We start from the raw sequence: 20,063 nt of genomic DNA, 5'->3' as shown, positions 1-20,063 counted from the left end.
CCGGGGATGATGGATGAGTCAAGCGTCAGAGCCAGTGATCTGGCCGCTGCAGGGTAACCTCAGCGAAAACCGGGCCTTTGTGCTCAAAGAAGATGTTATTTTTACCCTCCTGGCCCAGGAGGGCGGGGTCTCCTGGCTTAAAGGCCGTCATCATCACTCCGGCGGCGCGTTTTTTATCGCCACCGCCGTGAGCGACGAAGAAGAGTCGAGCGCTACGCGCCTTTTGCGCAATGAATTCGCGCTGCGCGACGCGCTCAACAGCGCCTGGGCGGTAAAACCCGCCGCCAGCACGCAGTTTCGTGGCCGTTTCGCGCTGGTTTACTCGCCATTTGCCTTCAAATTACTGACCGGTATGACCGGCAAACCAATGGCCAGTCTCGCCAGTTTCCTGGAGCTGGCCCTGCGGATCTGCGCTCCTCTTCAGCAGATGCATTTGCGCAATCTGATCCACGGCGATATCAAACCAGGCCATATATTCCTGTATGACGACGCCTCCTGCCGCCTCGGCGGATTCGGGCTTTCAACGCTTATCTGTGATGAAAGCCGCCAGGCGCAGCTACCCGTTACAGGCGGCACGCCGGCCTATATGTCGCCGGAACATACCGCTCATACCCGGCGCGCTGTCGACAGCCGCAGCGATCTCTATAGCCTCGGCGTAGTGCTGTACGAACTGCTGACCGGCAGTCTGCCCTTTGCGCTGAGCGGTAACAGCCAGGCGGAATGGGCACATCACCATGTGGCGTCCGAGCCGCGCGCGCCGCATGAGATGCGCCCTGGGCTTCCGCCGGTGCTATCCGACATCATCCTCAGGCTGCTCGCAAAAACGCCCGAAGGCCGCTATCAAACCGTGGATGGGCTCATCGCCGACCTGCGGCGCTGTCAGGCAACGCTCATTGACGGACGCGACATCGCCACGTTCCCGCCGGGGTTACAGGATCGCGCATTCGCGTTTCAGCTCACGGACACGCTGTATACGACGCATCCGCAGACGCTTGACCTGATTAACGCTTTTGACGAAGTGAGCCGCAGCGGGCTGTCGCGACTGGTGACGGTGAGCGGGCCGTCGGGTATTGGCAAATCCGCGCTGCTCGCCTCGGGCCTCAAGGCGCTGCAACAGCGCAATGCGCTCCTGGCGGTCGGCAAGGTCGATCAGTTTGCGCCCGCCCTGCCCTGGGCGGTGCTAAGCGCGGCGTTTCGCGCCCTTACGTTGCATCTGCTTGGTCGGCAAAGCGAAGAGGTCGCCCACTGGCGCGCGCGGCTCTCACGCGCCCTGGAAGGCTATGAAGAACTGGCCGTAAGCCTGGTGCCGGAGCTGCGTTTATTGCTGGAGATCCGCCAGGGCTTTTCGGCGGACACCTTCGCCATCGACACCCGCGCGCGTTTCAACCATATGGTGCTGGCGCTGGTCAAAACCTTCGCCACGCCTGGCCGCCCGCTGGTGCTGTTATTAGATGATTTGCAGTGGGCCGATGCCGCGAGTCTGGACATTCTGGATTATCTGCTGCAAAACTGCGCCGCCGTACCGCTTTTAATGGTGGTGGCGTACCGCGATGAGCATCGTCATCGCGACGCATTCGCTGGTCTTGCCGCCAGCGCGCAACATACGACCGCCCTTCATCCGACGCCGTTGCCGGTCAAAGCCGTGGCGCGCTGGCTGGCGACGCTACTGCACACCACGCCGGCCTGCACGGCCGATCTCGCCGCGCTTATCCATGAGAAAACCGGCGGCAATCCGCTCTTCATGCATGAGTTTTTCCGGCGAATTGTTGATGACGGGCTGGTGACGTATAACGCGTATCAGGAGCGCTGGAGCTATTCCCTCCAGACCATTCGCACGCACCATTACACCGAAAATGTCCTGGCGCTGGTGCTGCAACAGCTTGAAGGGTTACCCCCGGAGACACAAAAGCTGCTGGGCGGCATGGCGTGTCTCGGCTGCACCGGCGAACTAAGCACGGTCAGCGGCGTGGTAGGGATGTCGACCGCCGAGATTGTCTACCGGCTGCATCCGGCTATCGTCGCGCAACTGGTCACCCTGAATAATGATGACTACGCCTTCACGCACGATCGCGTACAGGAGGCCGCGTTCGCGCTGCTGGAACCTGGTGAGAAAAGCCGCATTCATCTGGCCACAGCGAGCCTGCTTGCTCAGTCCGCGCGCCAGGCGGCAGGCAACGAGCTGCTGTTTCGCGCTGTGCATCACGTCACCGCGGCGATAGGCAGCATCGAACCTGCCTCGCAGCGCCAGATGTTTCGTGAGCTGAGCATGCTGGCGGCGCGGCGGGCCCGCTTTACCGGTGATTATCTCTCGGCGCTAAATTACCTTAAGACCGCCCGTGCGCTCGGTCATGACGCCGCCTCGCCAGATTTCACGCTGGATACCGAAGAGGCAGAATGCCATCTGGCGCTCGGCCATTTCGATAACACCCGCGCGCTGTGCGAAGGGTTGTTGATTGCACCCGGTGCGCTCACGGAAAAAGCGCTGGCGGCGTTGCTGCTGGCGGAAGTGTATATGCGCCAGTCCAATCCGCGCCTGGCGCTGGAAACCGCGCTGCGCTGGCTTGGCGTGTTCGGTATTCATATTAACCGCGAACCGACCGCTGACGAATGCGCGCAGGCGTGGGCGCACGTTCGCCACCGCGCCGGCGACGCGCCCGCCGCCACCTTTGGCACGCTTTCGCCGATGGACAATCCCGAAGTGGACGCGGTGATGAACCTGCTGAACAGCGCGAGCCTGTTTGCGAGCTTCAGTTGCCCGCGCCTGCACTTTCTGCTGCTCTGTCGCATGATGCACCTCACGCTTGATAACGGCGTTTGCGGCGCATCGACCACCGCGATGGCCTGGTTTGGGGTGCTGGTCGGTCACCGTTATGGTGAATATCAACTGGGCTTTGAATACGGCACGCTTGCCCGCGAACAGGTGACGCGCTACGGCTACAGTGCGTTTGAGGCAAAGACGCTGCTGGCGCTCGATCAGCTAAGTGTCTGGACACAGCCATTGTCATTCACCGTCGATTGCGCCCGCGCCTCGTTTACTTCCGCTGTCACTTACGGCGATATGACCGTGGCCTGTTTCGCGGCCTGTCACCAGATAATCAATTTTTTAAGCCGGGGCGACCATCTGGATGTCGTACTGACGACCATCGAACGTAGCCTGGCCTTTGTGCGCCGAACGCAATTTCGCGATGTAGAAAATACGCTGTTAATTCAGCGGTATTACGTACAGCACCTGCGCACGCCCGCAGGCCCGGAGTGGCATGCCGATGAGCATTTCCCGCACGCGTTGCTGCCGTCGGCTTCCGGTCACGCGCCAGAGCAAATGTCTACGCTGGGATTCTGGTTCTGGCTCTATCGTGCGATGGCGCATTTCGCGTGTGGCGACTACGCACAGGCCGCAGAAAACCTGGAGCACGCAGGCGCGCTGGCATGGTCGGCGCCGGGGCATATTCATTTGCTGGACTATCACGTTTACAGCGCGCTGTCGTTGTCGCTGCAACTGACGCCAGAGACGTTCTCCGCCGAATACCGCCGCCGCATTCACCAGCATTATGACAAAATCGCGCTTTGGGCGCGGGTCAATCCCGGCACGTTCGCGGATAAAGAGGCGCTGGTTTATGCCGAGATTGTGCGGCTCGACGGCATGAACAGCATCGCGCTGGAGCAGTACGAGCGCGCAATCACGCTGTCGCGCGACGCCGGGTTTACACCGTACCACGCGCTGGCCCATGAACTTGCCGGGCGTTTCGCGCGCTCGTGCGGCTACACCACTACAGCGGATGCGCACTATCGTGGCGCCATCGCCGCCTGGGGCCGCGCCGGGGCGCAGGCCAAAGTGCGCCAGCTGGAACTCGCGTTCCCTCACCTGCTGGCGCCCGGACAGGCGAGCGCGTATGACACGGTCGCGTTTGCGCAAAATGAAGAGATCCGCGACCTGCAAAGTGTGATTAAAGCCTCAAGGGCGTTATCTGAAGAGATAAACCTTGAACGGCTGATTGAAATTCTGATGACGATTGTGCTTGAGCGCGCCGGGGCGCAGCGCGGGCTGCTCATCCGCGTGTCGGAAAATCACGTGCCGGAGATTGAAGCCAGCGCCACCACCAGTACCGACGGCGTGCACGTGCGCACGCTGCATGAGCTGCCCATGGAAAGCGACCTGCCGCTTTCGGTGCTCTCCGCCGTCATTCGCACCGGTCAGGAGATCCGTACCGGCAAGCCCGAAGAGTTTCATCCGTTTAGCCAGGATCCCTATCTGGTCGCCTCCGGTGCTGCCGTTATGTGCGTGCCGATGTTCAAACAGGCGCGGCTCGTGGGCGTGCTTTATCTCGAAAACCGACTGGTGCCGGACGTGTTCACCGCCGAGCATTCGCGCGTGGTGAGCCTCCTCGGCGCGCAGGCGGCAGTGTCGCTTGAAACCGCGCGTCTTTATGCCGAGCTTCTGGAAGAAAACATCCAGCGCCGTCGCGTGGAAAAAGAGCTGCGCGCCAGCCAGACCTCGCTGATGCTGGGCGAGCAGATAAGCAACACCGGCAGCTGGCGCTGGGAGCTGCAACAGGATCTGATGTTTATGTCAGAGGAGTACGCGCGCATTCTCGGCCTGCCGGAAAAACAGAAAATGATTTCGATGGCGGAGTTTCTGACCTTTGTGCACCCGGATGACTACCCGCGCATCAGCACGCTGGTGACCGAAAGCGTGCGCGACGGGCTGACCATGCGCGCGGAGTTTCGCATTATCCGCGCCGATGGCGTGATGCGTTATCTGCTGGGGATTGGCGACCCGGTAGGCGTGGGGAGCGAAGTGAATGAGTATTACGGCATCATTACAGATATCACGACACAACGTCTGGCTGAAGATGCGATGCGTGTCGCGCAGGCCGACCTGGCGCGCGTCTCCCGCGCCACAACGGTTGGTCAACTGACCTCGTCCATTGCCCATGAAATTAACCAGCCGCTGATGTCCATTGTCGCTAACGCGGGTGCAAGCCTGCGCTGGCTGGATCGCGACCCGGCGCAACTGGAGAAAGTACGCGACGGGCTGCGCGAAATTGTTACTGAAGGGGAGCGCGCCGGAGAAATCATCCGCAGCCTCCAGTCGCTTACCCGCAAACAGGCTCCGGTGTTCGCCGCTATCGATCTGCACGCGTTGATTCGCCATATTCTGTCACTCTCGCGCAGCGAACTGGAGCAGCGCAATATTCAGGTCGAGTATGCGCTGGCTGCGGCAGACAGCGTGATTGATGGTGACAGCGTGCAGATCCAGCAGGTGTTGCTGAACCTGGTGATGAACGCGGTAGAGGCGATGGCCGAGGTGCAGGGGCGACCACGCGTGCTGACGCTCTCAACCTGCACGCCAGCGCACGGCACAGTGCGCTGCGACATTGAAGATACCGGCACGGGCATTGACGCGGCGCTCACCGGGCGGATTTTCGAATCGTTTTATTCAACCAAAGCGCAGGGTATGGGGATGGGGCTGACCATTTGCCACACCATCATCGAGCATCATCAGGGCAAACTCACGGTCGCCGCCCGGCAACCGTGCGGCAGTTGCTTTACGTTTACCCTGCCGCTGGCACGCCAGGCACAGTAATAGTCCGGCGCAAGGACGCGGCCGGGGGTTACACGGCGGAGCGAATGGAGAGTCGCTCCGCCGCCCGAACTAAATCCGCAAGCGATCGTGCCTGCATTTTTTCCATCACCCGTTTGCGGTGAACCTTAACGGTGATTTCGCTGACACCCAGCTCGTGGGCTATCTGTTTATTCAACAGACCGCTAATGGCCAGTTGTAATACTTCCTGCTCGCGCGGGGTCAGCGATAAATGACGCTGTTTCAAATCATAATGCTGGCGTGAATGTTGTGCGTTTTCTTCGGCAAAACGCAGCGCCGCTTCCACCGAGGCAATTAATTCGTCCGGTACGACCGGTTTGGTGAGAAATTCATACGCGCCGCTTTTCATCGCCTGGACCGACAGGGGAATGGTGCCGTAGCCCGTCAGGAAAATAACGGGCAGATCGCGCCCGCGCGCTTTCAGCGTCTGCGCGACCTCAAAGCCAGAAATGCCAGGCATTTGCATATCCAGAATGACACAGGCGGGAATAGCCTCAAACGCATGATCCAGAAAGGACTCCGCGGTAGCGAAATCCCGTACTTCAAGCCCGGCGGAGCCCAGCAGCGAGACGATGGCGTGCCTGACGGCACTGTCATCATCCACAACATAGACAATATGTTCCATAAAAGCCTCGGCGATGGTCAGTCATTATATATTTTACGCAGGTGATGTTTATTTCATGAAAGCATCACGCTTTCTCTATACCGCAGAAAAATGACAATTTTACGATAATAGTAATCCTACCACGCCCTGGTGACTTATTCTCTTATACGATTAATGCGTGGCATATCAAATTTCAATTATAAATAGCAGCAGTGATTATAGGGTTATCTGCAATTTCTCATGCAATTCGGTTATGAGGAAATTCCTGGTATGAATAATAAGCGAAGCGGTGTTTTTATAGACGTGTTATTACATCGCGGCGCACAGAAACGGGCGCGTTAAATAACGCGCAGCCTTCAGTCTGGATAAACCGTATCAATCCCGAAATAACGGTGTAGCGCGGTACGCCCGGCAGGGGTGACGAGGATCTCACGGTAACCGGGGGTGCGGACAAACCAGCCCTGTTCAACAAACCGCGTCAGGAGTGCCGCGCCCGCCTCCCCGCCCAGGTGATATCGTCTTTCACTCCAGTCGAGACACGGGCAGCACACTTTACGTCTGGGTTTCAGAGCCAGCGGCACGCCGAGCGCCGCAAAATGCTGTCTTCCTTCGACGGTCAGCGCGTCGCCCTCCGGCGTAAGCCACTGTTGCGCCAACATAAACGCGTACATCTTCACGGCGAGTTCCCCGGCGAGATGGTCATAACAGGTACGGGCCTGTCGCAAATGCACAGGCGTGCCGGGCTCAGGCACCCGACGAGGGCTCATGGAAACCCCCATTAGATTTTCCAGCAATCCGGCAATCTCATGGCCCGCCAGCCGGTAATAGCGATGCCTGCCCTGCGAAAGACAGACAATTAGCCCGTGCTGCATCAGCCGCGAGAGATGGCCGCTCGCGGTCGACGGCGCAATATCGGCCACGGTGCTAAGTTCAGTGGCGGTCCACGCGCGCCCGTCCATCAGCGCGCAGAGGATAGCGACACGTGACGGATCGGCGATAGCCGCCGCCACGCCGGACATAGCCTGCTCCAGACGCGGAACCGGCGCCTCGTCATTCAGGGGGTGACGCTGGGAACTGCCCATGGTCGGGTTACCTTTTCAGCCTGCTTGTCGTTATCGGTTAAAAGAATCAACCGGTTACTGTGATCGCTGTACTGTACAAGAATATTCACGCCGGCGCTGGCAAGCGCCTGGGCAATGTCGCCGAGTTCGCCCGGGCGCGCCTGCGGCAGTTTGCGGATAAGCGGGCGAGCAACCCGTTGCACCTGAAATCCGGCGTCCACCAGTACCCGCTGCGCCGTTTCACCCGCTTCTACCAGAAAATGCGCGTGGCTCTTATCTGCGACGGTAAACACACCGCCGCCCTCAAGGCCTACACCGCTGCGACCGAGTAGCGTCCCGAGCGCCGCCAGCGCACCGGGGGTATTGTTCAGCACCACGTGAATATCATACATGTGAGTTATCCTTTGTATCTGATGAATAATCGCGAAGCACATGGGCAACGCGGATCCGGTACCAGGCAAAAATGCTGTCCTGCCCTTCTTGCTGGGCAGCCTGATGCATAAGGTTGCTTTTCCAGGCGCGTACGGCCTCTTCACTCTCCCACCAGGAGAGCGACAGTAATTTCCCGGGTGTCGTCAGGCTCTGGAAACGGTCGATATCAATAAACCCCGGCGCGGTCGCCAGCAGCGGTCTGAGCCCGGCGGCAAGATCGAAATAACGTTGCTGCGCTGCGGGCAGCGCCTGTGCTTCAAATAAAACGGCTATCATTGGCCTTCTCCTTCACTGAATGCGTATTGCAGTGTAAGGATCTAAAAAACGGATGCTTCGCCCGCGGGCGAAATATGGATAGCGCAGCCACAGGGAGCCAGAATGACATTTCGTATCAGAAAGACCGCAGATGAAGAGATTACGCAGCTTGGGGTAATTGAGCGCTCAGCGGACAGCGCATTCACGACAATCCCCGGCCTGGAATGGGTTGCGACGGCTGGCGTGCAGTCAGATACCCTGCATCATCGTCTCCTGGCTGAGGGGTATTCTGCTGTCGCGGTGGATGAACATGATATTCCTGTCGGGTTTATCAATGGCGACTACGTGGATGACACGCTGCATATTCTGGGCGTGGCGGTCACGCGGGAATATCAGGGCCAGGGAATGGGGAAATTACTGATGGCGGATGCAATTCGTTGCGCCCGTGAGCGCGCGCTTCATGCCGTCACCCTTACCACCTTCAGGACGGTCCCGTGGAATCAGCCGTTTTATGAGCGTCTCGGCTTTGATGTCATCGCCCAAGCCGACTTGCCGGCACATCTGATACGGGTGCTCGATGACGAAGCGGCGCACGGCTTCTGCCGCGCGGCGCGATGCGCGATGCGCCTTAAACTCAGAAAGTGAAACCGCGCCCGGTCATCGCAGCGCGCTGGAAGGCGTATTTATTTTTGCGGGGCGTGAAGGCTCGCCAGAATAGCGTCCGGTGGCTGGCTGCCGATAATCACCTGCGGCGGGTTATCCAGCACGACCATGGTTGGCGTCACGTTCACGCCATTTTTTACGGCGAAATCCGACTGCGCTTTAACCAGGTTTTCGCAGGCGGGGGTGGCGTCGTTATTCGGCAAAAAGCCCACCATCGCATTCTTCAGGCTTTTTTGTTTGTCCGCAGAACACCAGACGCGGGCCATATCGCTAATTACGGAATCCCGGATGGAATCGGGCGCGACGGTTAAAAACGACATGGTCAGTCCGGCATCGGTATATTTATCAACATTCTTAACAACATAGGTGCAATAACTGCACTGGTTATCGATAAATACCAACACCTGGTGTTTTTCATGGGCCGCTTTGAATGTCAGCGGCTGTAAACCCGATATTGTTTTCATCATTTCCGGATAACTGAGCTCGGGTGAGGTTGTCGGTGTCGCAGATAACGCATGGCCAGTGCTAAGACATAACATCCCAAACGCCAGTAACGCTGAATACTTCATTTTATGCCCCTGTATTCCCTCACAAACCGGGATTAATTTATTATTATTTTGCGAAAATTCGCGCAACGAGTGTATCTGCTCGCGCCGCAACTGACATGATCTTTATCAGGATTTGCTGATAGCGCGACAGTTTTTATTGTTCAGTCACCACGCCACGCCCGGTTCTGAATGACCACACGATACCCGTCGTGATCGCGGTAAGTGCGCCCGTTCACGTCCCAGTAAGGATTAAACGCACGAACGCGGGTGAAGCCTACCGTTTCAAGCGTGCGGCAAACCTGCTGCCATTCGGCGTGGTCCGGGTAGTAAAGCACCAGCAGGTCTTCATCACCGGGCGACGGCGTGACGGGATGATCCACGCACACCGTGAATTCCAGATGCCAGGGGAGATCGTCACGACCAAGCATGATGCCGCTAAAGCCCGCATGATCGGTAAAACCGGCGAGCCGCATGAGGCCAAGTCCCTGAGACCAGAGCTGAAAAGAGGCCTGCAAGTCACTGACCGGCCTGGCAATACGCATATGAGTAAACACTATTTACACCTCGATATATTGTCATGCACCCCTTTATGTTTAGTCTACCCGTACCGTTTACCGGCATTTGTCCGCAAAAGCCTTTTTAATCGTTCATCAAAAGAATACTGAATGAACAGGCTAATAAATATATTCTCTTATTAAGAATCTGATCAGGCTTATGGTTTTGATGCAAAGTATTAATTTTTATACCCTACGTTTTGCTTTTGTTAATAAGATCACAACTATCCGTTTCTGTAAAAAGACTAACACCGTGATTTCTATGAGCATGCCAGTTTGATGTAAAAAAGCCCTCTTAATATATTCCTACACCCTGCCGATAACCCTTTTGGATTAATTTAACAAAGAATGGTCTGCCGCTTTTATTATTCGCTCGCAAATATTGCGACGTGAGAAAAGTGGCGGCACGTGTGTGGTAACGGCAGGGTGAGTAACCGAGGAATGAGCAATGACAGGTAAACCCGGTATTTTTAAAAATCTTTCTGTAGCAACGAAGCTATTCGGCGGCTTTTCACTTTTAGTCGCCGTTATTATCATTTCCTCTGGGATCAGCATCACTCAGCTTTTAGCTATCAGCGAACATGCTGAAAAAGAGCAGTTGCTTAATCAGATCAATAACGATTTAAGTGCCGCCAGACGTAACCGCCTGGTGTACCAGTCCACCCATGACGAAAAAGCCGCCCAGGAAAACCTTAACGCGATTAATCAAATGGCGGAGAAGATTGAAAGCGGTAAACAATTTTCCTGGGAGGACGATACCGGTGTGCTGTTTGAAGAACTCGGCGTAACGGTAAAAGCCTACAGAGAAGTGCGTAACAACTTTATTGCTCAGGAAAGCGCGAGCATTGCGCAAGGCAAAAACGTACTGGACGCTGCAAACCAGCCAGCTTTTAGCGAAGCGAGCCAGGCCCTGCGCAACAGCGATACACTGACCAAAGCCAGCGTTAACCTGCTCTACTACGTTGAAAAATTACGAGCGGATGCCACATCGATTGTGGGCTCGCGTGGTAAAGAGGGGCAGCAGCAATTCAGCGCCGATATGCAGCAGGCCACCGCGCAGCTGAACGCCATTAAAAACGAGAACAGCACGGCCGTGGTCAGCTCGGCAGACGCTATCCAGTCAGCACTGAATACGCTCGCAAGCCAGGTTGATGCCTACGTTCTGGCGCTGAAAAACGCCAAAGCGGCTTCCGATGCAATGCCTCCCGTGTCGGACAAGCTTAATAACACCACCAGTGAACTGGCGCAGTTGCAGGCGGATAAAAGTAAAACCAAAATTAGCCACGTGATGTATATCGTCGTGATCGTGGCCCTTTGTTCTGTGGTGATCGGGCTCTTTATCGCCTGGCTTATCACCCGCCAGATGACCTCGCAGATCCGCTATAACCTGAATGTGGCGGAGCGCATCGCCGCAGGCGACCTGACGGCGGTGATTGAAGCGAGCTCGAATGACGAGCTGGGCCGCCTGAGTATCGCAATGGCGACCATGAACCAGAAACTGCGTGAGCTTATCACCCAAATTAAGGAATCGGTTGTTTATGTGGCCTCCGCCTCCTCGCAGATTTCTATCGGCAACACCGATCTGGCGTCACGTACCGAAGAACAGTCCGCCGCTGTGGTTGAAACAGCAGCCAGTATGGAAGAGTTAACCTCGACCGTGAAACGCAACGCCGATAACGCCCGCGAAGCCAGTACGCTTGCCCATACGGCGGCTGAAAACGCACGCAGCGGTGGTCAGATTGTCTGGGGTGTCGTGGATACGATGAAAACTATCACCGACAGCTCAAACAAAATTAAAGACATTATCAGCGTCATTAACGGTATTTCGTTCCAGACAAACATTCTGGCGCTCAACGCTGCGGTAGAAGCCGCGCGTGCAGGCGAACAGGGCCGCGGTTTCGCCGTAGTTGCCGGTGAAGTAAGAACGCTGGCGCAACGCAGCGCGCAGGCGGCAAAAGAGATAGAAGGTCTGATTCAGGAATCGGTTGACCGCGTGAATTCTGGCTCGGCGATGGTCAATAAAGCGGGCGACACGATGAAAGATATCGTCTCTTCCGTAGAGGGTGTCAGCGGGATCATGACGGAAATCTCACATGCTTCTGACGAACAGAGCCGTGGCATCGACCAGATCAGCAAAGCCGTCAGTGAGCTCGATTCCACTACCCAGCAGAACGCCGCGCTGGTGCAGGAATCTTCCGCCGCCGCCGCGTCGCTGGAGCAGCAGGCAGGCGAGCTGTCGCAGCTGATTTCACTGTTCAAGCTGGGCGATGCCATTTCGAAAAAACCGTCTGCGAAACCCGCTTTTGCGGCCGCACCGGCCAGCGCAAGCCGCACGCTTGCAGCAGACGGCGCGGGAGACTGGGAAACCTTCTGACAAGTTCCCCTGGAGGAATGCTAAAAAAGCCCGGCACTGCCGGGCTTTTTGCTGTCTGTTTTACTCCGCGTTCTGCGGCCCCGGCGTGGGAAGACGCTCCACGCGCAGCAGTAATTTTCCCTGAATCAACAGCACGACGGTCCTGATAAGCAGCGTGGCAATGATGAGGTTCGTGAAAATAAACAGCGGCACCGCGAGCGTATGGAAAAAACCGCTGGCGCTGTGATGACCGAGATGCAGCCCGGTGCTGGCTAACGCCGAGATGCCGAATGAGAAGCTCCAGAACGAAGCGTTAAACGGCTGCGCCAGATACCAGGGCATCAGGCGCAGCATAAACAGTAACTGTAACAGCCCATAGCCAAAGAGCATTTTGGCGAAGACATCCGCCTCCCCGCCGTTGACGGCAAGCCAGGCGTTGCAGGCAACCAGCGCGGGGGCAAGCTGAATCCCAAGCGAGGTTCGAAGCGCCGTGGGCAACTCCCCTGCGCTGCGCAGCCGCTGTAAAATTACCGGCTCCAGACTCAACCATGAAAAAACGCCTGCCCCGAGAAACACGTAACCTGCATCATGAAATCCCAGCGCTCCGCAGGCCATCGCGCTGATAAAGTTGTTCGCAACCGTAGGCAGATAAAGTCCGGGCGTGGTGGCTTCAGCGGGGTGGCTCCCGCGCCACAGCCCCGCCGACTGCCAGGCGCCGTAGCCCAGCTGCGCGGCAACGCCTGCGAAGAACAGCACCAGCGCCGCCGGCCGACACCAGGGCGTCATGCCAATAGCCACCAGCATCGTGGTCGCCGGGAACAGACTGATAAAACTGCTCTGCACCGGGTGGCGCAATTCAGCCGCCACGCTTTGCCAGAAGGTCACAGCACGATAAATAAACGCCATACTCAGCAGCAGCCAGACGACCATTGCCAGCAGCACCAGACTATTGCCGATAACCGGACTGACGGGCCAGATGGTGCTGGCATAACGCCAGGCAAGCCCCATGCCGATTATCCCTAACACCATGCCGTAGTAGCCCGCCGGCAGGTTAAGCACCGTCCGGGAACCCAGGTTTTTATGCATAATTTGCTCACGAAAAACGCGCCGGCGCGAAGCCCGGACGCCAGAAAGTCACTCTGAGCGGCGTATGATATCCCTGATAAGCGCCTTCAGCTATTAGCCGCAAGGGGCAGCGGATAACGAGGGCTGAAAAAAGCGCCAGGAAGGAAAGGGAAAGAGACAGCGAAGGGTGAGGCGCGCGGCACAGGTGACCACCTGCGCCCCGCAATGCCGCGAAGGCGCGGTTATGCGTGGTCAGGATTGGTTAAAAAGGTAATAGCGAAGCCCTGGGCCTGCCAGTGCGACACGCGCTCTTTTTGTCCCTCGGACAGCGGTTCATCGGTCCAGACGAAAAAGTGCTGGTTTGGGAACAGCTCCGGGTGCGGCAGATCGAGCGGTTCCGCAAGCAGGTCGATGTGCCAGCCCTGATGCGCGAGGCGGCAGGCTTCAAGCCAAAGACGAGCGCGATCAACCGTTCCCCAGCCCATCAGCAAGGCTTCTTTGGTGGTTTTTTTGCGTGCCTCGGCAAGAAACAGCGTGGCGTACTCAATCAGCGCGCCGTCCATCAGGCTACGCATTGACGGCGCGGTGTATTGATCAAGGCTGAGACGACGACGAACCGGTAAAAACACATGATCGATGAGACCGTCGACGGCATTTTCGCGCACCAGCGCAGTGATTTTCGCACGCAATGTCGCCGGGCGCGCCTGACGCACCACGGTCATCATCTCTTCCTGCAATACGCCCCAGGTCTCAGGGGCCACCACCATGTCTTTATCCAGCAGCGCTTTCACTTTGCCCACGGGCACGCCACTTTTCACCAGACGTTTGATCTCTTCAATACGCTGGATATCGTCTTCATCGAACTGGCGGTGCCCGCCTTCGCTGCGTTGAGGTTTAAGCAGGCCATAGCGCCGCTGCCAGGCTCGCAGCGTCACGGGGTTTATCCCGCACCGTTCTGCTATCTCGCCAATGCTGTAAAACGCCATAGGATCTTCACTCACGCTTAAAACCGACACGGGAATCTCTCTAATCATTAACTCTCCCTAGCTTGTACAATTTTTGTTAATTGTACAACCATGAAGTTAACTTTAGAGGCATCTGGATGTTAAGGGTATGAAGTCAAAGCGTCATGAGCAATAAAAAAGTGTACGTAAAAGGCGTTAAATCACAGGAAGTGCGCGCATGCGGTGCAAGCATGCGCGATTTAAGAGAAATTCGCCTTCAGAGGCCGAATTTTTTCTCCGGCCACGCCACACCCGGAATGCCGCCAAGCGCGGGTTTTGCGAAAAGGTGCCCCTGAAAGAGCGTGATACCGGCGGATTCCAGCCACATCCACTCTTCGGCTTTCTCCACACCCACTGCGGAAATGGCTATCTCCAGCGAAGCGCAGCACTTGATGAGCGCCTGTACAATCGCCTGACGTGGGCCGCTTTTATGCACATCGCGAATCAGGTCGTGGTTAATCTTGATGCAATCCGGCTGGAACTGTGCGAGCAGCAACAGCCCGGCAAACCCGGCACCAAAGTGATCAATAGCCACCCGCAACCCCGCCGCTTTGAGCTGGCGAATGGCGCCGGTAAATTCATCCAGACGTGAGATCACCTCACTTTCGGTAAATTCCACGATGACCTGGTCTGGCACCAGCCCGTTGGCCTGAATTTCCTGCACCAGGAAATCTACCGCGCCTGGAATTTTCACAAGCGTCATGGGTAACAGGTTCACACACAGGGTTTGCTTGCCGATATTGAGCGCGCCCGCCATCGCAAAAGCGGTTTTCTTGCTTTTCAGATCAGTCTCATACAACGCCTCACCCTGAAGCCCTTCAAAAAAGGTCTGCGGCGGGGCGCCGTCAGGGGTACGCAGCAGCGCTTCCAGCGAGACCACTTCACGGGAGAGCGGGTCGATAATTGGCTGGAAGGCAAAACTGCATTCGGTGTGCGCCCTGAACGTGTCAGGTGCCTGAACACCGTCATCTTCGGTAATAAAATCCCAGCTATCGCCAGGCGGAATTTCGAAATAGTTTTCTTTTTCTGTCGCTTCCACGAAGGTCTGGAAGAACTGCAGCGCGCGGTCGCCATAGACCAGCTGATATTTTGAGGTGCCTTTATCCAGTACATGCTGAAGCACTTCGTCGCGCTCATAATCCCGCAAATCAAACAACTCCATGCCCGATTTGCCAAAGCGGCGTGACGGCGCGTAGTCGCATAACAGTTCCACGAGATTGTAATGACGGGTATCGGCGCAGATAGCGCGATAAATGGACTGCACGCCCTCTTCCGGGCCTTCCAGCAACTGGAAGAAGTGCCTGCCATTGAAAAGCAAAATGCCGGTAACGTCGGCCTGACCGTTTTTGTTATTTGCTGCATCCACCATTTCTTCCAGTACCGTGACCGGAACGTCGTCGCAGATATGGCTGCGATAAATTATGGTTGTGAGCATCATGCATCCTGTGAATAGGTGAATAAGCCGCCACCTTAACAGATGACCCAACAGGCGTCTTGTAATGAATGCGTTAAAAACAAAGGGAAAGTGAGAGACAGGAAGGGTTTTCTTTGTACAGGTTCAGGCATGATCCCATGCCGATTTTCACAAAACCATTACGATTCGACTGGCTTGTACAACCTTTTTCTTCAGTTTTTCCGTAAAAAACGCCTGTTCAGTACAGAATTATCTGCAAAAGCAAAAATTAAATTTAGCTTTAAATGCATGAAACAAAGCGATTTAATGGATTTTTCACTCAATACGGCGCGCTAAGTTATACAAAAGCGGTGTACAAGATTCCTGTGATTAGTATACTGCTAACTATTCCGTGAGTAGTTACGAAATTTTAACAGGAGTGACATATGCGTCAGAACGGTTACATTCCGGATACAGCTAATGCCATTGCCCGATACTTTGACAAAGCGGCGCTGCCCACTCAGCAAGAAACCTTAGGGCAAATCGTTGTAGAAATTCTGCGCGACGGTCGTCTCCTGAACAAGAAAAGTATCTGCACCAAATTGCTTAGTCGTCTCGAAATGGCTTCCAGCGTTGAAGAAGAGAGTCACTATCAGACGCTGATCGGTCTGCTTTTTGATCGCTAACGCCAGGGCGTTCTTACCGAACAGGTTCCTGATGATTAAGACAATGATGGCGGAGGGATATTGCAGGCCTTAGCAAAGCCTGACAATTTTCAGTGGCAGGATGCCACCGGAAAAAGTTGTATCCCGCGCGTGTGGCGCGGGACATGCGGCATTCAGAGACGCATTTATGAACAGAAGTGAAAAAGACCAACTGACAGATGAAATCATCGGAGAGGCAGTACTGTCTCTTCTGAGAGAAAAAGGCCCCATTAATATGCGGGTCCTGATTGCGCGACTGCGCTCGATGGAGACCAGTGAGTCTGATCCTCAGCGACGCGAGGCGATAGCCCGTGTGATAACCGAGATCAGCGCCTCAAGGGTGTCCGGACAGCGTAATGGCACGCGTGAGCGAAAAGAATGGAACGGCGATAACATTCATTCCCTGTTTGGTGAAAAGACGCCGCCTGACAGCAGTAAAAAACACTGACTACATTCAGCAACTTTTAACAATATAACGGTGCCAGTTAATGAGCCAGGTGATGCTTAAGCCCACAGATTTGCAGGCAGAATTTGCCGATACAGCGCTGTCTGAATACTTCCGTAACGCAGGCGATATGCTCGCACAGGAATCCGCTCTGCTGGGCGCGGTTGTGAGCAATATTCTCGCCACCGAAGGTCACCTGACCCATAAAGCGATTATCCTGCACCTGATCGGTGTGCTGGAAACCACGGATGACGTGGTGATGGCTGACGTCATTCGCAAAACGCTGGAAATCGTTGTCGACCATACGCTCGATGATATCTGACGCGTAATTGATTCCTTCAAAAGCCAGTCCGTCTCTCACCCGGCTGGCTTTTTTCATTTTAGCCCCCGCGCTCACCGCGGTTTCCCTATACTAACTGGCATCTCACGGTCAATGTGCCCCACTGAGAACCTCATGCTGATTGCGCAACTTTCCGATATTCACGCCGCCCCGGATAATCTCAATCTGACGCGTCTGGACAATGCGCTGACGTGGCTTACGCCACTCAACCCGGATGTGCTGGTTTTAAGCGGCGATCTTATCGACAACGGCTGGTACGAGGGCTATCAACGCATCGCCGAACGGCTCGCTACCTTCAACTGCCGCATAATCATCCTGCCCGGCAATGCAGACGATCGCGGCGCGATGCGTGCTGTATGGGGCCCGTCAATGTGGCCAGAGGCGCCCGACAACGGGCCGCTGCATGCCGTGGTTGACACCCCAGCGCTTCGGATTATCGGCCTTGATTCGACCCTTGAAGGTCGCGCGGCGGGCAGCGTTGACGCACATCTTTCATGGCTTTCACAGCAGCTTAACGGTGCCTGCGGACGGCAGACGCTGCTCTTTTTACACCATCACGTTTTTGAAAGTGGCATTCCGACAATGGATGCGCTGATGTGTCAGGGGCGCGACGCGCTGGGTGTTTTGCTGGGCGCGCACCCGGCAAGACCGCTTGCGATAGCCACCGGTCACGTCCATCGCCCGGCGGCGGGAATGCTTGCCGGTATCCCGGCTTATATCTGTGGGTCGATTTGTCCTGCTAATCCGCTCTGGCTCGGCGAGGCTTATGTGCCTGAGGCAGGCGATCTGCCCGCATTGATTGTGCACCGGTATGCGCATGATGCCCTCGCGAGCCACTTTATTTCTGTTACAGCGGTGTGATGCCCTGCACTTCATGCTGAAAAACGTAATGGTCTGAGAGCGTTCAAACTGTTCATCGTCCGGGCAGATCACCGCGCGCAAATCATCCCAGTATGCTGCGAGAAAAAATGCCCCCATGCGCCCGGGCTTTCCTGGCGAACCAACGCGTCACGGTTGCCCGGCGTGCCTGCAAGGCAGTCAGGGGGCGCTTACGCTGCGCTATTTTGATACCCTTGAGCTCTGTTCACATTACGGATGTGTGGATGTGGCAGGGCGCCAGCCACGGCGTCTGGCAGACATTTATCGAAGCGCTACGTGACATCCGGTTCTGGAATGATTTTTTGAGATAAAAGCGATCTTACATCGCGTGGAGGCGCAGCATTTTGAATGCGCGCGGCAGGGCCAGTCATCGTCTGGAAAAAGTGGGGGATTCTGTGAGCCGTCTTGCGCTTCAGGATTGCCACAGCCTGCCGCCATCAATGCGGGTAGCTTTTTTACCGCTGACATTGCTCCCTGACACACCGTTTTCGATATACTTCGGGCTCGACGATAAGCCTGAATCAAAGCGCAGCCGCGGATACGGCCGCGCGACATCGAGCCCATAAGGAAACCGCCATGCGCACACGCCCTGCTTCGCGTTTACTGATCCTGAGCCCTGAAAAGCGACTGCTGTTATTTCGTTTTTCGCATCACGACGATGCGCTGGCGGGCCGTGCATACTGGGCGACGCCGGGCGGCGGCGTAGAAGAAGGCGAAACGTTCACCGAGGCGGCTCTACGTGAGTTGCAGGAAGAAACCGGCATCGTGCGCACCTCCCCCGGTGCGGAAGTGGCGCAACGCACCTTTACCATGCTGTTGCCGAGCGGCGAGACGGTGATCGCCGACGAGCGCTTTTTTATTATTCATGCCGCGAGCGAAGAAACGGATTTCTCCCGCTGGACAGCCAATGAAAAACGCGTCATTCACCATCACCGCTGGTGGTCGCTCGAGGAACTCACGACCGCCACCGCGACGATTTACCCGCAGGCGCTACTGCTGGACATCCTGTCCGCGCAACCGTAACGCGGCGCGCTCTTATTTCTCACTAAGCGGCAGGCCTGTCTGCTCGCGCTGTTCACGCACAATTATAAAAACCTGACGGTGAAGGTACACCCGCAGATAATCCTCATGATTTATTCCTCTGCGGATGCCCCTAATGTTCTCTTAATAAAGTCAGACGACAATGGCGGGAAATTTTCACGCATAACACGTTGACGGACTTTTTTATTTATCGTCGGCAATGAATTCATACAGGTGTGGCATGATGCAGTTTAAAAAACTTATTGGGGATCTGGCTGGCTGGAAGAAATGTGACGCGGGTGATTATCAACGTATTTACTATCAGTTTGGCGGTTCCGTTTGTACTCACCCTGATGTGCTGCGTTTTTTAAGCGATGAGCTTAATCTGAAGCCCGATTATTTTGCGCTGAACGTGAACGGTGAAGATGCGGGCGCCTGTTTTTCGCTTCAGGGTAAAAGCAGTCTGCACCATAAACGCTTTCCTTTTGTGTTTGATGATGTCTGGTTCCCACTGCGCCAGCCTGCACGCACCTATTTACCCGTCACCACCAAGCGCCTCTCGCCGTCGCATAAGGGCGCGTTTATCAATACGCTCTTCTCCGGGCGACTCAAACATAAGGTCGCGTATATCAAACAAAAAATCTCGAATACGTCCGAGAAAAAGCGGCGCAAAGAGTTTGAGAAATTCTGCGCGCTCGGCGGTGTGGTCCGCGAGGCCAGCAGCTTTTCCTCCGCCGAGCTGGCCACCTTTTATACCGAGCTGTTTACCCAGCGCTGGCAGGGTAAACTGTATTGTTTCACCCATGACGATTTAGTGCGCACCTTTGACGCGCTGCGTCATATGATTTTTGGCAGCGTCCTGTTTATTGAAGGGCGGCCCTGCGCCTTCGATATTATTTTTATGTGCCAGAATGCGTCATACATCTATTTTGATGACATCAATGGCGGCTACGACACGCAGTATACGTCGCTAAATCTCGGCAGTATTTTATTGTGGCTCAATACCAATAATGCCCGCGCGCTGTGTGCGAAAGAAAATAAAGCGATGTGTTTTTCACTTGGGGTTTATATAGGACACTGGGGCTATAAAAAGCAGTGGTGCGATATCGTCCCGCTCGGCAGAACCTTTTTCTGACCTCTG

At 55.8% G+C, this 20,063-nt stretch carries 19 protein-coding genes and 1 pseudogene; 10 read left to right on the top strand and 10 right to left on the bottom strand.

Going from position 1 to position 20,063, the window contains the following annotated elements:
• Positions 1 to 13 precede the first annotated feature (13 nt).
• A complete protein-coding gene (locus tag AFK62_RS20310; protein WP_053532134.1) occupies positions 14 to 5,584 on the top strand; it encodes a trifunctional serine/threonine-protein kinase/ATP-binding protein/sensor histidine kinase in 5,571 nt (1,856 codons plus the stop codon).
• Positions 5,585 to 5,612: 28 nt separating this feature from the next.
• Here AFK62_RS20310 and AFK62_RS20305 read toward each other — a convergent pair whose 3' ends face one another.
• From AFK62_RS20305 to AFK62_RS20290, 4 genes are all read right to left on the bottom strand, one after another.
• A complete protein-coding gene (locus tag AFK62_RS20305; RefSeq protein ID WP_007679868.1) occupies positions 5,613 to 6,227 on the bottom strand; it encodes a response regulator transcription factor in 615 nt (204 codons plus the stop codon).
• A 335-nt stretch (positions 6,228 to 6,562) separates the two neighbouring features.
• Complete coding sequence (locus tag AFK62_RS20300; protein WP_007679869.1) at positions 6,563 to 7,288, bottom strand: ArsR/SmtB family transcription factor; 726 nt, start codon at positions 7,286 to 7,288, stop codon at positions 6,563 to 6,565.
• Complete coding sequence (locus AFK62_RS20295; RefSeq protein WP_007679870.1) at positions 7,261 to 7,659, bottom strand: hypothetical protein; 399 nt, start codon at positions 7,657 to 7,659, stop codon at positions 7,261 to 7,263. Before AFK62_RS20295 ends, AFK62_RS20300 begins: the two co-directional genes overlap by 28 nt.
• Complete coding sequence (locus AFK62_RS20290) at positions 7,652 to 7,975, bottom strand: antibiotic biosynthesis monooxygenase family protein (protein WP_007679871.1); 324 nt, start codon at positions 7,973 to 7,975, stop codon at positions 7,652 to 7,654. Before AFK62_RS20290 ends, AFK62_RS20295 begins: the two co-directional genes overlap by 8 nt.
• Before the next feature lie 102 nt (positions 7,976 to 8,077).
• On the opposite strand from AFK62_RS20290, the gene AFK62_RS20285 reads away from it, so the two are divergent.
• Positions 8,078 to 8,599, top strand: a complete 522-nt coding sequence (locus AFK62_RS20285; protein ID WP_007679872.1) for a GNAT family N-acetyltransferase — start codon at positions 8,078 to 8,080, stop codon at positions 8,597 to 8,599.
• 38 nt (positions 8,600 to 8,637) lie between these two features.
• Here the strand turns inward: AFK62_RS20285 and AFK62_RS20280 are convergent, their stop codons facing one another.
• A complete protein-coding gene (locus tag AFK62_RS20280) occupies positions 8,638 to 9,186 on the bottom strand; it encodes a thioredoxin fold domain-containing protein (protein WP_032984846.1) in 549 nt (182 codons plus the stop codon).
• Positions 9,187 to 9,326: 140 nt separating this feature from the next.
• Entirely contained in the window at positions 9,327 to 9,722 is a 396-nt protein-coding gene (locus AFK62_RS20275) for a hypothetical protein (protein WP_032984847.1), read from the bottom strand.
• Between the two features lie 445 nt (positions 9,723 to 10,167).
• Between AFK62_RS20275 and AFK62_RS20270 the strand changes: the two genes are divergently transcribed.
• Entirely contained in the window at positions 10,168 to 12,093 is a 1,926-nt protein-coding gene (locus AFK62_RS20270) for a methyl-accepting chemotaxis protein (protein ID WP_053532133.1), read from the top strand.
• A 60-nt stretch (positions 12,094 to 12,153) separates the two neighbouring features.
• Here AFK62_RS20270 and tehA read toward each other — a convergent pair whose 3' ends face one another.
• The 3 genes from tehA to AFK62_RS20255 form a co-directional block, all read right to left on the bottom strand.
• Entirely contained in the window at positions 12,154 to 13,158 is a 1,005-nt protein-coding gene (tehA, locus tag AFK62_RS20265) for a dicarboxylate transporter/tellurite-resistance protein TehA (protein WP_007670528.1), read from the bottom strand.
• A 221-nt stretch (positions 13,159 to 13,379) separates the two neighbouring features.
• Positions 13,380 to 14,123, bottom strand: a complete 744-nt coding sequence (locus AFK62_RS20260) for a MerR family transcriptional regulator (RefSeq protein WP_032984298.1) — start codon at positions 14,121 to 14,123, stop codon at positions 13,380 to 13,382.
• A 235-nt stretch (positions 14,124 to 14,358) separates the two neighbouring features.
• Positions 14,359 to 15,576 (bottom strand): diguanylate phosphodiesterase, encoded by a 1,218-nt coding sequence (locus AFK62_RS20255; protein ID WP_007670525.1) that lies wholly within the window; start codon positions 15,574 to 15,576, stop codon positions 14,359 to 14,361.
• A gap of 404 nt (positions 15,577 to 15,980) precedes the next feature.
• On the opposite strand from AFK62_RS20255, the gene ycgZ reads away from it, so the two are divergent.
• The 4 genes from ycgZ (at position 15,981) to AFK62_RS20230 (ending at position 17,884) form a co-directional block, all read left to right on the top strand.
• Positions 15,981 to 16,220, top strand: a complete 240-nt coding sequence (gene ycgZ / locus AFK62_RS20245; protein WP_007670514.1) for a regulatory protein YcgZ — start codon at positions 15,981 to 15,983, stop codon at positions 16,218 to 16,220.
• A gap of 166 nt (positions 16,221 to 16,386) precedes the next feature.
• The gene (locus AFK62_RS20240; RefSeq protein ID WP_007670507.1) at positions 16,387 to 16,686 is read left to right on the top strand and encodes a hypothetical protein; all 300 of its coding nucleotides are present in this window, start codon (positions 16,387 to 16,389) and stop codon (positions 16,684 to 16,686) included.
• A 52-nt stretch (positions 16,687 to 16,738) separates the two neighbouring features.
• Positions 16,739 to 17,005: a biofilm development regulator YmgB/AriR family protein gene (locus AFK62_RS20235; protein ID WP_032984304.1), complete on the top strand. Its 267-nt coding sequence runs from the start codon at positions 16,739 to 16,741 to the stop codon at positions 17,003 to 17,005.
• 132 nt (positions 17,006 to 17,137) lie between these two features.
• A complete protein-coding gene (locus AFK62_RS20230; protein WP_053532132.1) occupies positions 17,138 to 17,884 on the top strand; it encodes a metallophosphoesterase in 747 nt (248 codons plus the stop codon).
• Here AFK62_RS20230 and AFK62_RS22970 read toward each other — a convergent pair.
• A pseudogene (locus tag AFK62_RS22970) lies at positions 17,871 to 18,063 on the bottom strand (hypothetical protein); the annotation flags it as partial. The gene AFK62_RS20230 and the pseudogene AFK62_RS22970 sit on opposite strands and share 14 nt — an antisense overlap.
• Here AFK62_RS22970 and AFK62_RS23115 point away from each other — a divergent pair.
• From AFK62_RS23115 to AFK62_RS20220, 3 genes are all read left to right on the top strand, one after another.
• Positions 17,992 to 18,213: a darcynin family protein gene (locus AFK62_RS23115; protein ID WP_226991885.1), complete on the top strand. Its 222-nt coding sequence runs from the start codon at positions 17,992 to 17,994 to the stop codon at positions 18,211 to 18,213. The pseudogene AFK62_RS22970 and the gene AFK62_RS23115 overlap by 72 nt on opposite strands.
• Positions 18,214 to 18,478: 265 nt before the next feature.
• A complete protein-coding gene (locus AFK62_RS20225) occupies positions 18,479 to 18,925 on the top strand; it encodes an NUDIX hydrolase (protein ID WP_007670486.1) in 447 nt (148 codons plus the stop codon).
• Between the two features lie 241 nt (positions 18,926 to 19,166).
• The gene (locus AFK62_RS20220) at positions 19,167 to 20,057 is read left to right on the top strand and encodes a GNAT family protein (RefSeq protein ID WP_032984295.1); all 891 of its coding nucleotides are present in this window, start codon (positions 19,167 to 19,169) and stop codon (positions 20,055 to 20,057) included.
• The last annotated feature ends 6 nt before the right edge of the window (positions 20,058 to 20,063 follow it).

This window comes from Cronobacter condimenti 1330, from assembly GCF_001277255.1.
GTDB lineage: Bacteria > Pseudomonadota > Gammaproteobacteria > Enterobacterales > Enterobacteriaceae > Cronobacter > Cronobacter condimenti.
This window is presented reverse-complemented; position numbering and strand designations above follow the sequence as displayed.

What these genes read in the sequence shown, in the direction of transcription:
- AFK62_RS20240 (WP_007670507.1), top strand. Translation starts at nt 16,387, where the DNA reads ATGAACAGAAGTGAAAAAGACCAACTGACAGATGAAATCATCGGAGAG.
- AFK62_RS20260 (WP_032984298.1), bottom strand. Translation starts at nt 14,123, where the DNA reads ATGGCGTTTTACAGCATTGGCGAGATAGCAGAACGGTGCGGGATAAAC.
- AFK62_RS20295 (WP_007679870.1), bottom strand. Translation starts at nt 7,659, where the DNA reads ATGTATGATATTCACGTGGTGCTGAACAATACCCCCGGTGCGCTGGCG.
- AFK62_RS20305 (WP_007679868.1), bottom strand. Translation starts at nt 6,227, where the DNA reads ATGGAACATATTGTCTATGTTGTGGATGATGACAGTGCCGTCAGGCAC.
- ycgZ (WP_007670514.1), top strand. Translation starts at nt 15,981, where the DNA reads ATGCGTCAGAACGGTTACATTCCGGATACAGCTAATGCCATTGCCCGA.
- AFK62_RS20290 (WP_007679871.1), bottom strand. Translation starts at nt 7,975, where the DNA reads ATGATAGCCGTTTTATTTGAAGCACAGGCGCTGCCCGCAGCGCAGCAA.
- tehA (WP_007670528.1), bottom strand. Translation starts at nt 13,158, where the DNA reads ATGCATAAAAACCTGGGTTCCCGGACGGTGCTTAACCTGCCGGCGGGC.
- AFK62_RS20230 (WP_053532132.1), top strand. Translation starts at nt 17,138, where the DNA reads ATGCTGATTGCGCAACTTTCCGATATTCACGCCGCCCCGGATAATCTC.
- AFK62_RS20220 (WP_032984295.1), top strand. Translation starts at nt 19,167, where the DNA reads ATGCAGTTTAAAAAACTTATTGGGGATCTGGCTGGCTGGAAGAAATGT.
- AFK62_RS20270 (WP_053532133.1), top strand. Translation starts at nt 10,168, where the DNA reads ATGACAGGTAAACCCGGTATTTTTAAAAATCTTTCTGTAGCAACGAAG.
- AFK62_RS20235 (WP_032984304.1), top strand. Translation starts at nt 16,739, where the DNA reads ATGCTTAAGCCCACAGATTTGCAGGCAGAATTTGCCGATACAGCGCTG.
- AFK62_RS20225 (WP_007670486.1), top strand. Translation starts at nt 18,479, where the DNA reads ATGCGCACACGCCCTGCTTCGCGTTTACTGATCCTGAGCCCTGAAAAG.
- AFK62_RS20285 (WP_007679872.1), top strand. Translation starts at nt 8,078, where the DNA reads ATGACATTTCGTATCAGAAAGACCGCAGATGAAGAGATTACGCAGCTT.
- AFK62_RS20280 (WP_032984846.1), bottom strand. Translation starts at nt 9,186, where the DNA reads ATGAAGTATTCAGCGTTACTGGCGTTTGGGATGTTATGTCTTAGCACT.
- AFK62_RS20310 (WP_053532134.1), top strand. Translation starts at nt 14, where the DNA reads ATGAGTCAAGCGTCAGAGCCAGTGATCTGGCCGCTGCAGGGTAACCTC.
- AFK62_RS23115 (WP_226991885.1), top strand. Translation starts at nt 17,992, where the DNA reads ATGCCCCCATGCGCCCGGGCTTTCCTGGCGAACCAACGCGTCACGGTT.
- AFK62_RS20300 (WP_007679869.1), bottom strand. Translation starts at nt 7,288, where the DNA reads ATGGGCAGTTCCCAGCGTCACCCCCTGAATGACGAGGCGCCGGTTCCG.
- AFK62_RS20255 (WP_007670525.1), bottom strand. Translation starts at nt 15,576, where the DNA reads ATGCTCACAACCATAATTTATCGCAGCCATATCTGCGACGACGTTCCG.